The sequence below is a fragment of the Mycobacterium talmoniae genome (genome assembly GCF_001854525.1).
GTDB lineage: Bacteria > Actinomycetota > Actinomycetes > Mycobacteriales > Mycobacteriaceae > Mycobacterium > Mycobacterium talmoniae.
Genome location: NZ_MLQM01000045.1, coordinates 19,554 through 30,170, shown reverse-complemented (window position 1 = coordinate 30,170; position 10,617 = coordinate 19,554). Strand labels below are relative to the sequence as shown.

The following is a 10,617-nucleotide window of genomic DNA, read 5'->3' as shown; positions in this document are numbered from 1 at the left end:
CCAAGGAGTACGGCGTGCCGATCGCGATCAAGGCGGCGTTCGGCGGCGGCGGCAAGGGCATGAAGGTGGCCCGCACCATCGAAGAGATCCCCGAGCTGTTCGAGTCGGCGGTGCGCGAGGCCACCGCGGCGTTCGGCCGCGGCGAATGCTTCGTGGAGCGCTACCTGGACAAGCCGCGCCACGTCGAGGCGCAGGTCATCGCCGACCAGCACGGCAACGTCGTCGTGGCCGGCACCCGGGACTGCTCGCTGCAGCGCCGCTTCCAGAAGCTGGTCGAGGAGGCCCCGGCGCCGTTCCTGACCGACGCGCAGCGCAAGGAGATCCACGAGTCGGCCAAACGGATCTGCAAAGAGGCCCACTACTACGGCGCCGGAACCGTCGAATACCTGGTCGGCCAGGACGGCCTGATCTCGTTCCTGGAGGTCAACACCCGGCTGCAGGTCGAGCACCCGGTCACCGAGGAGACCGCCGGCATCGACCTGGTGCGCGAGCAGTTCCGCATCGCCAACGGCGAGAAGCTGGACCTCACCGAGGACCCGGAGCCGCGCGGCCACGCCTTCGAATTCCGGATCAACGGCGAGGACGCCGGCCGCGGCTTTTTGCCCGCGCCCGGCCCGGTGACCCGGTTCGACCCGCCCAGCGGGCCCGGGGTGCGGCTGGATTCCGGGGTGGAGTCCGGTTCGGTGATCGGCGGCCAGTTCGACTCGATGCTGGCCAAGCTGATCGTGTACGGCGCCACCCGCACCGAGGCGTTGGAGCGCGCCCGTCGCGCCCTGCACGATTTCCACGTCGAAGGACTGGCCACGGTCATCCCGTTCCACCGCGCGGTGGTGTCCGACCCGGCGTTCATCGGCGACGAGGACGGCTTCACGGTGCACACCCGCTGGATCGAGACCGAGTGGGACAACACCATCGAGCCGTTCACCGGCGGCGAGCCGATCGACGTCGAGGACACCCTGCCGCGGCAGAAGGTGGTCGTCGAGGTGGGTGGCCGGCGGCTGGAGGTGTCGCTGCCCGGCGACCTGGCGCTCAACGGGGGCGGCGGTGGCGGTGCCAGCGGCGCCATCCGCAAAAAGCCCAAGCCCCGCAAGCGCGGCGCGGCGGCCGGTGCGGCGGCGTCCGGGGACGCGGTCACCGCGCCGATGCAGGGCACGGTGGTGAAGGTGGCCGTCGAGGAGGGCCAGGAGGTGTCCTCCGGTGACCTGGTGGTCGTCCTGGAGGCGATGAAGATGGAGAACCCGGTCACCGCGCACAAGGACGGTGTCATCACCGGCCTGGCGGTGGAGGCCGGCGCGGCCGTCACCCAGGGCACCGTGCTCGCCGAGATCAAGTAGCTCACCCGCCTACCTCCGCGAGTAACTTCGCCCGCGAGCGTGCACAAATGTACGCCAAACGGCCACTGCGGCTGGCATTTTGTGCACGTTCGCGACGGAGGTGAGTTGTGGATCCCATCGAAATCAACGCCGGCGCCTGGTATCTGCGGGCGCTGCGCGCCGACGACCGGGTCGACGACCGGCCGGCCCTGGCCGACCTGGGCGAAACCGACCCCGGCCACGTCACGCGCAGCGCCGCCGGCTGGGCGGCCGACACCGGCTACAGCTGGGCGGTGTGCGAGCCGACCACCGGTGAGCTGCTCGCCGAGGTGACGCTCGACCCGGTTTCCGGCCGGATCGGCACCCGGGCGCGGGCGGGTCACGCGGATGCCGCCGCCGCGGCCGAGTCCGCGGTGCGCCGGTTCGCCGCCGCGGCGTTGGGCGACTAGCGGCCGACGTGCCCCTCGGCCCGTAACCGGGCCACCATGTGCGGATAGTGCAGCTCGAACGCCGGGCGGGTGGAGCGGATCCGCGGCAGTTCGGTGAAGTTGTGCCGCGGCGGCGGGCAGCTGGTCGCCCACTCCAGCGAGTTGCCGTAGCCCCACGGGTCGTCGACGGTCACCGGTTCGCCGTAGCGGTAGCTGCGGAAGACGTTCCAGATAAACGGCAGCATCGACACGCCGAGAATCACCGCCCCGACGGTGGAGACGACGTTGAGCGGTTGGAAGCCGTCGGTGGGCAGGTAGTCGGCGTAGCGGCGCGGCATGCCGGCGTCTCCGAGCCAGTGCTGCACCAAGAAGGTGGTGTGAAACCCGATCAGGGTCAGCCAGAAGTGCAGCTTGCCCAGCCGCTCGTCCAGCAGCCGGCCGGTCATCTTCGGAAACCACAGGTAGACGCCGGCGAAGGTGGCGAACACGATGGTGCCGAACAGCACGTAGTGGAAGTGCGCGACGACGAAATAGCTGTCATGGACGTGGAAATCCAGCGACGGGCTGGCCAGCACCACCCCGGTCAACCCGCCCAGCAGGAAGGTGACCAGAAAGCCGAGCGAGAACAGCATCGGCGTCTCGAAGGTCAGCTGCCCCTTCCACATGGTGCCGATCCAGTTGAAGAACTTGATCCCGGTCGGCACCGCGATCAGATACGTCATGACCGAGAAGAACGGCAGCAGCACCGCGCCGGTGGCGAACATGTGATGCGCCCACACCGAGGCGGACAAAAACACGATCGCCCAGGTCGAATAGACCAGCACGGTGTAGCCGAAGATCGGTTTGCGGGAGAACATCGGGATGATCTCGGTGACGATCCCGAAGAACGGCAGCGCCACGATGTAGACCTCGGGGTGCCCGAAGAACCAGAACAGGTGTTGCCACAGGATCGGCCCGCCGTTGGCGCCGTCGTAGACGTGGGCGCCCAGGTGCCGGTCGGCGATCAGCGCGAACAGCGCCGCGGTCAGGATCGGGAAGGCCAGGAAGATCAGCACGCTGGTGCCCACAATGTTCCAGGTGAAGATCGGCAGCCGGAACATCGTCATCCCGGGGGCACGCATGCAGATCACCGTGGTGACCATGTTGACCGCGCCCAGGATGGTGCCCAGCCCGGACACGATCAGCCCCATCGCCCACAGATCCGCGCCGGGGCCCGCCGAGTGCAGCGAGTCGCTCAGCGGCGTGTAGCCGGTCCAGCCGAAGTCCGCCGCCCCGCCGGGGGTGAGGAACCCGCCCAGCACCATCAGTCCGCCGAACAGAAACATCCAGTAGGAGAAGGCGTTCAGCCGCGGGAACGCCACATCCGGGGCGCCGATCTGCAGCGGCAACACCAGGTTGGCGAACCCGAACACGATCGGGGTGGCATACAGCAGCAGCATGATCGTGCCGTGAATGGTGAACAGCTGGTTGTACTGCTCGTTGGACAGGAACTGCAGACCCGGTGTGGCCAGTTCGGCCCGCATCAGCAGCGCCATCAGCCCGGCGGTGAAGAAGAAACCGAACGCGGTCACCACGTACATCTGGCCGATCAGCTTGTGGTCGGTGGTGCTGATCAGCTGATACAGCACCGACCCGGGCGGGCGGTGCCGCGCCGGGAATGGGCGTCGCGGCTGTACCGGGGTCGGGATTGTCGCGGTCATGGGGACTACTTGGAGGCGGCCCGCAGCGCCGCCAATAGCGGCTCGGCGGCTTCCTTCAAGAATAGGTCCTGGGCGTCCCCGCCGATCTGGACTAGCGCAATATCGGTGAAGCCGGCCTCCCAGTAGGGGCGCACCGCGTCGACGATCGCATCCAGGTCGGGTCCGCACGGAATGCTGTCCGCGACGTCCTCGGGCCGGATGAACTGGGTGGCGGCCGCGAAACTGGCCGGGGTCGGCAGGTCCGCGTTGACCTGCCAGCCGCCGCCGAACCAGCGGAACTGGTCATGGGCGCGGTGCACGGCGGTGTCGCGGTCGGGATCCCAGCACACCGGCACCTGGCCGACCACCCGGCCGCTGCCGGCCAGCCCGGCCGCCTGGCGCGCGGTGTGCCAACCGTGCACCAGATCCTGGTCGGGCTGCACGGCGATCAGGTGATCGGACAGGGTGGTGAATTTCGCGATGCCCTTCTCGCCGGCCATCGCGACGGCCACCCCGACCGGCACCTCGGGCAGGTCCCACAGCCGCGCCAAATCCACCTGGAAGTAGTGGCCGCGCCAGTTCACCGTGCCGCCGTCGAACAACGCCCGGATGATTTCGATCGCCTCGCGCAGCATGTCCTGACGGCGCTGCACGGTGGGCCAGCCGTGGCCGACGACGTGCTCGTTGAGGTTCTCGCCGCTGCCCAACCCCAAGGTGAACCGGCCGTCGGAGAGGATCTGCACGGTGGCGGCCTGCTGCGCGACGATCACCGGGTGATACCGCACGGTCGGGCAGGTGACGTAGGAGTACAGATCCACCCGGTCGGTCGCCTGCGCGACCGCCCCCAGCACCGTCCAGGCGTTGGGCGCATGCCCTTGGGAGGTGAGCCAGGGACTGAAGTGGTCGCTGCACACTTCGAAGTCGAAGCCGCGTCGTTCGGCAGAAACGGCGTAACGGACAAGGTCTTTGGGCCCGCTCTGTTCGGTCAGCAGGGTGTAGCCAAATCGCGTCATACAGCACGGGTACCCGAGCCGCCCCGGCCCAAACCGGGCCTCGGTCAGCAGCGGGTCGCGGCGCGGATCCGACGCCGCTGCTCCTCGGTGTGACCCCGATCGGCTTTGCGACGCAGCCGCGCGGTGACCTCGTCCCTGTGTCGGTGGTCGCGTGAATTGTCCATAAAGATCCCCGTACTTCGTCGAAAGCGTCCCCGAGCGTGTACCCGACGACGCGCGAAGTCATGCAGCCAAACGCTCGGGCACCCAGATTGACGCGAGCGCGGCCGCTCCTCGCGGTTTTGCGCGTCCGCGTCAATCTCGAGGCGACAACGACCGCGGATCACCTAGTGTCGCAGCGGTTTCCAACATCAGCGCGTGCACGAACGCCTGCGGCAGGTTGCCGCGCAGCTGGCGTTGGCTCACGTCGTACTCCTCGGAGAACAAGCCGGCCGGACCGCAGGCGGACCGGTTGCGTTCGAAGTAGCGGATCGCCGCCCAGTCGTTGCCTTGTTGGTGTTCGGCCAGCGCCATCATGAACCCGCACAGCAAGAAGGCGCCTTCGGCATCGCCGAGGTCGCGTTGGTCGTGGCGGAACCGGTAGACATACTGTTCCACCGCGAGCTGGTCACGGACCGCGGCCAACGTGGCCACGGTGCGCGGATCGTCGGCGGGCAGCGCGCCCCGCACCGCCGGCAACACCAGGGATGCATCGACCCCGCCCAGTTCCGGGCTGCGGCGCCAGCATCCGCCCGCGTCGAGTCCATGCCGCGCGGTGTCGGCGAGGATGGCGTCGGCCAGCACGCTGTGCGCGGTGAGACCGGCGACCCGGTCGGCCAATTGGGCCACCGCGCGCAACCCGGCGACACAGGTCAACCGCGAGTGGGTCCAGTTGCGGTTGTCCAATTCCCAGATTCCCGCCTCGGCCTCCTGCCACCGCGCCTCGATCGCGGCCGCCACCAGGTCAATTGCTCGCCACCCGTCGGCCGGAAGGCGGTCGGCGCGGGCGGCGGCCGCCAGCAGTTGCAACGCATCTCCGAGGGCGTCGAGCTGGAACTGGCCGTTCACCCAGTTTCCGGTCTTATCGGTGCCGCCGGGGTAGCCGGGCAGGTCGAGCGTCGATTCATCGGGCACCGCGCCGCCGGAAGCAGTGTAGGCGGGTTTGAGGTGGGGTCCGTCGTCCAGCACCCGTGCGGTGACGAACTCGGTGGCCGCGTCGAACAGGTCGGTGGCACCGGCCACGGTGGCGGCCAGCCCCGCGTAGCACTGGTCGCGGATCCACACGTAGCGGTAGTCGTAGTTCTGGTTGGTGTGGGCCCGCTCCGGCAGGCTGGTGGTCGCGGCGGCGACCATACCGCCGGTGGTGCTGGTCAGTCCGCGCAGCACCGCCCAGGCGTGGGTGGCGTCGTGCGGCGCGATGGTGTCGGTCAGGTCCGGCCGGGCCCGCGCCCACGCGTTCGCGGTGGCCTCCCAGGCCAGATTCGGGTCGACCAAGCCGGCGGGTAACTCGTGCTCGGACAATTCGAAAACCAGGTCCTGGTGGCCGCCTTCGGGGATCGACAGTTCGGCGACCAGGACCGCACCGGCGCCGTGGACGCTGGGGAACGGGCGGGCCGCCGCACAACCGGCGAACCGCCAACGCAACGGCCCGCTGCGTCCGGTCCACACCCCGTCGTGGCAGCCGAGGTGGCCGCTGGCGTAGTGCCCGAACCCGGCGCGGGGTTCCAACATGACGGTGACCTCGGCGGTGCCCCGCACGGCGACGACGCGGCGCAGCACCACGACCCGGCCGGCGTCGGCCGGAAACGCCAGGGCTTCCCGGCATTCGATCTCGCCGTCGTTGGTGACCCAGTGACTGTGCCAGATCAGGCTGCCCGGCTCGTAGTAGCCGCCCCACACGTGCCGCCCCTGTTTGGGGGTGACGGTGTAGCCGCCCCCGCCGCCGATCAACGTGGCGAACACCGCGTCGGAATCCCAGCGCGGCGCGCACAGCCACGTCACTTCCCCGTGCGGACCGATCAGCGCGCCGCGTTCACCGTCGGCCAACAGCGCGTACTGGCGCAGCACCTGCGGCGGGAATGCCGCAAGAAGGTCGATGCACGCAGCGTCCGGCACAGTGAGCCCCTTCCTCGTCCACCGTTTCCCCCGGGCTCGGCACCTTCAAACGTCGTAGGGGGCGCGCGCTAGGCTGGGAGGCGCCCGTCACGCTGGGAGCAGCGGTATGACAACGACGACCCACACTGGCTCAAGCGCCTTCGTCCACCCGGCGCTGTTCTACCGCTCGCAACAGCAGTACCTCGATTGCCTGGTGCCGTTCATCGAGGACGCTTTGGCCGCCGAGTATCCGGTGCTGGCGGCGGTGCCAGAACCCAACTTGTCGGCGCTGCGTGACGCGTTAGGCGACGCCGCGGCCGCGACCACCCTGCTCGACATGGCACGGGGCGGACGCAACCCCGGCCACATCCTCGGTGGCGTGTTGGGCGCCTTCGCCGCCAAGCACGCGCCGCGGCCGGTGCGGATGATCGGCGAGCCGATCTGGGCAGGCCGGTCCCCCGATGAATACGCGGCGTGCGTACAGCATGAGGCACTGATCAACAAAGCGTTTGCCGGCCAAGATGTGGCGATCGTCTGCCCCTACGACACAAACACGTTGTCCCCCAGCGTGATTGATGATGCCCGCGCCACCCACCCGGTGCTGTGGGAACTCGGTTGTCCCCCGCAGGACAGCCCCTGCTTCGCGCCGGACGCGGTGTGGTCGCGGTACAACCAGCCGCTGCCGCGGGATCCCGCCGCGGCCAGCTACACAATCAACCAACTGGCCGATCTGAGCGCGGCACGCGCCTTCGCCGCCAAGTACGCGCGGTGGTTCGGTCTTGACGCGGACGGCATCGCCGACCTGCAGATGATCATCAGCGAGTTGGCGGCCAACAGTTTGCAGTACACCGCCGGGCCGTGCGCAGTGGCGCTGTGGCGGCACGACGGTCATTTGGTGTGCGAGGTCCGCGACTCCGGCTACCTCGACGACCCGCTGGCCGGGCGCCGGCCGATTGGTCGCGACGACACTCGGGGGCGCGGGCTGTTTGTGGTCAACGCGGTCGCCGACCTGGTGCGCGCCCATATCACCCCGGACGGCACCACCGTGCAGGCTCAGCTTCGGCTGAGCGGCTAGATCTGCTGACCCGCCATCGCGGCCAGCAGTTCGGCCAGGTGTACGGCCTCCTTGTCGCCGTCGCCGAATTCGTGGATCTGGGTGCGGCAACTGAAGCCGTCGGCCAGGACCACCGCCCCTGGGTCGGCGTCGCGGATCGCCGGCAGCAGCACCCGTTCCGCGCAGGCCTTGCTGACCTCCAGGTGTCCCGGCTCGAAGCCGAAATTGCCGGCCAGGCCGCAACATCCAGCTCCCAACTGTTCGACCTCGACGCCCGCATCGTGCAGCAGGTCGGTGTCGGCGTCGAAGCCCAACACCGCGTGCTGGTGACAGTGCACCTGCGCCAACGCTTTCCTGGGGACGTCACCGCGCGGCGGCCGGTAACCGGGGGTGTGCCGGGTCAGCAGTTCGGCCAGCGTCACGGTCTGGTCGCGTAACCGCAACACATCCTGGTCGTCGGGGAACAACTCGGCGGCGTCGGAACGGAATACGGCCGTGCAACTGGGTTCTAGCCCCACCACCAATCCGCCGGAGCGCAGGTGCGGCGCCAGCGCGGACACCGTGCGGGCCAGCACCGCCTTGCCGGTGCGCAACTGGCCGGTGGAGATCCAGGTGAGTCCGCAGCACAGCCGTGGCCGCGGCAGCGTCACCCGCCACCCGGCGTCCTCCAGCACCGCGACCGCGGCCCGGCCCACCTGCGGATGGAAGCAGTCGGTGAAGGTGTCCGGCCACAGCAGCACGCTGCCGCGGCGGCCCCCGGGTCCGGGTTCTGGTCGGGCGGCGAACCATTGCCGCAGGGTTTGCGTCGCGAACCGCGGAATGTCCCGGTTTTCTAGGCCGGCGGCCGCCACCGCGGCCCGCCGCAACAGCGGCGCGTGGGTGACGGCGTTGGCCAGTCGCCCCATCCGGGCCGCGGTCACCAGCCGCGCCGCGACCGGCAGCCACCCCATCGACAGGTCCGCGCGGGGGCGGGCCCAGGGCCGGCCCGCGTAGTAGTGCGCCAGGAATTCGGCCTTGTAGGTGGCCATGTCGACGTTCACCGGGCAGTCGGACTTGCAGCCCTTACACGCCAGGCACAGATCCAGCGCGTCTTTGACCGCGGTGGACCGCCATCCGTCGGTGATCGGCCCGTCGCCGTGCCCGTTGAGCATCTCGAACAACAGCCGCGCCCGGCCGCGGGTGGAATGCCGTTCCTCCAACGTCACTTGGTAGGACGGGCACATCACCTGCCCGCCGCTGGTGTCGTGCTGGCGGCATTTGCCCACCCCGACGCATCGGTTGGCGGCCCGCACGAAGGAGCCGTCGTCGTGCGGGTAGTGGAAATGCAGATCCTGCGGTGCCGCCGGGGCCCAGGTGGCGCCCAGCCGCAGGTTGGCGTCCAGCGGATGCGGATCCACCACCTTGCCTGGGTTCATCCGGTTCTGCGGGTCGAAGATGTGCTTGAGTTCGCCGAACGCGGCCATCAGCCGCTCCCCGTACATCCGGGGCAGCAATTCACCGCGGGTCTGCCCGTCGCCGTGCTCGCCGGACAACGACCCGCCGAGTTCGGTCACCAGGTCGGCGGCGCGCTCCAGGAAACGACGGTAGGTAGCGACCCCGTCGGCGGTGAACAGGTCGAACGGGATCCGGGTGTGGATACAGCCCTGCCCGAAATGCCCGTAGAGGCTGGGCCCGGTGTCGCTGCTGTAGCCGAATTCCTCGTAGAGGGCCTGCAGCCGGCGCAGGTACTCCCCGAGCCGCTCCGGCGCGACCGCCGAATCCTCCCATCCCTCAAAGGTGTCCCGGTGTCCGGGGACGTGTGCGGTGGCCCCGAGGCCGCCCTCCCGGACCTGCCACAGCTCGTCTTCGATCGCCGGGTCCTCCAGGAACGACACGTCGGGGGCGTGCTCGCTTTCGTGCAGGCCGTCCAGCAGCCGCTGCCCCTGCGCGTCGGCCTCGTCCTGGTCGTGGGCGCCGAACTGCACCATCAGATACGCCGGACCCTTGGGCAGCTTTTCCAGCGCCTGCGGGTTGAGGTGCTGGATCTTCTCGTCTTTGATCAGTTTGGCGTCCAAGCCCTCCAAGGCGGTCGGCTCATACTTCAACACCGCCGGCACCGCGTCGCCGGCCCTATCCACGCTGGGATAGCCCAGCACCACCAGGGTCCGCTTCTCCAGCACCTCCACCAACTGCAGTTCGGCGCGCAGCACCGTCACCAGGGTGGATTCGCTGCCGACTAGCAGCCCGGCCACGTTGAAGTTGTTCTCCGGCAACAACGAATCCAGGTTGTAGCCCGACACCCGCCGGGGGATCTGCGGAAAGCCGGACCGGATGTCGTCGGCGAACTCGTCGCGCAGCCGCCGCAACCGCCGATACACGGTGGCCCGCAGATCACCGCGGGCCTCAATGCGGGCGAATTCCTCGTCGCTGGTTTCGCCGCACCAAAACCGGGTGCCGTCGTAGAGCAGCACCTCGAGCCGGGCGATGTTGTCGACCACCTTGCCGACGCGTTGCGCCGTTGAACCGCAGGCGTTGTTGCCGATCATCCCGCCGAGGGCGCAGTTGGCGTGCGTGGAGGGCTCCGGGCCGTAACGCAGACCGGTGGGGCCCAGTTGCCGGTTGAGTTCATCGAGGACGATGCCGGGCTGCACCACGCAGCGCCGTGCATCGGCGTCCACCGATTCCAACCGGTGACAGTATTTGGAGAAGTCGAGCACCACCGCGGTGTTGGTGCATTGGCCGGCCAGGCTGGTGCCGCCGCCCCGCGCCAACACCGGTGCCCCGCACTGCCGGGCGACCGCAACCGCATCGACGGCCGCCTCCGGGGTGCGGGGCACCACCACCCCGATCGGCACCTGCCGAAAATTGGAGGCATCGGTGGCGTAGGCCGCCCGGCTGCCATCGTCGAACCTGACCTCCCCGTCGACCCGGTCAACCAGCATGCCTTGCAATCGCGCCACGTCGACCTGCACCGCCCGCCGCTCCCTTCGTCGTCCCGGTGGGACTACCCCGCATCGACCGCGTTTATGCGAACTGCAATCACCGGTTTGGTCAGCGGCCCCGCCGGGGTACCCGCCG

General features: G+C 69.2%; 7 protein-coding genes. 3 read left to right on the top strand and 4 right to left on the bottom strand.

Annotated features, from left to right (window positions below):
- Together BKN37_RS10890 and BKN37_RS10885 are read left to right on the top strand one after the other, a co-directional pair.
- Positions 1-1,334: ATP-binding protein (locus BKN37_RS10890; protein ID WP_071025444.1), on the top strand; the 1,334-nt coding region annotated here is incomplete at its 5' end.
- A 107-nt stretch (positions 1,335-1,441) separates the two neighbouring features.
- Positions 1,442-1,762, top strand: coding sequence for a hypothetical protein (locus tag BKN37_RS10885; RefSeq protein WP_071025424.1), 321 nt, complete (start codon positions 1,442-1,444; stop codon positions 1,760-1,762).
- On the opposite strand, the gene ctaD is transcribed toward BKN37_RS10885, so the two are convergent.
- The 3 genes from ctaD to BKN37_RS10870 form a co-directional block, all read right to left on the bottom strand.
- Complete coding sequence (gene ctaD, locus BKN37_RS10880; protein WP_071025421.1) at positions 1,759-3,441, bottom strand: aa3-type cytochrome oxidase subunit I; 1,683 nt, start codon at positions 3,439-3,441, stop codon at positions 1,759-1,761. The genes BKN37_RS10885 and ctaD overlap by 4 nt on opposite strands.
- A 5-nt stretch (positions 3,442-3,446) precedes the next feature.
- Positions 3,447-4,433: an LLM class F420-dependent oxidoreductase gene (locus BKN37_RS10875; protein ID WP_071025418.1), complete on the bottom strand. Its 987-nt coding sequence runs from the start codon at positions 4,431-4,433 to the stop codon at positions 3,447-3,449.
- Positions 4,434-4,727: 294 nt separating this feature from the next.
- Positions 4,728-6,527 (bottom strand): glycoside hydrolase family 15 protein, encoded by a 1,800-nt coding sequence (locus BKN37_RS10870; protein ID WP_242657200.1) that lies wholly within the window; start codon positions 6,525-6,527, stop codon positions 4,728-4,730.
- Between the two features lie 106 nt (positions 6,528-6,633).
- Between BKN37_RS10870 and BKN37_RS10865 the strand changes: the two genes are divergently transcribed.
- Positions 6,634-7,581: an anti-sigma factor RsbA family regulatory protein gene (locus BKN37_RS10865; RefSeq protein ID WP_071025415.1), complete on the top strand. Its 948-nt coding sequence runs from the start codon at positions 6,634-6,636 to the stop codon at positions 7,579-7,581.
- Here the strand turns inward: BKN37_RS10865 and BKN37_RS10860 are convergent.
- Positions 7,578-10,499, bottom strand: a complete 2,922-nt coding sequence (locus BKN37_RS10860) for an FAD-binding and (Fe-S)-binding domain-containing protein (RefSeq protein WP_242657199.1) — start codon at positions 10,497-10,499, stop codon at positions 7,578-7,580. The two genes, BKN37_RS10865 and BKN37_RS10860, sit on opposite strands and share 4 nt — an antisense overlap.
- Between the last annotated feature and the right edge of the window lie 118 nt (positions 10,500-10,617).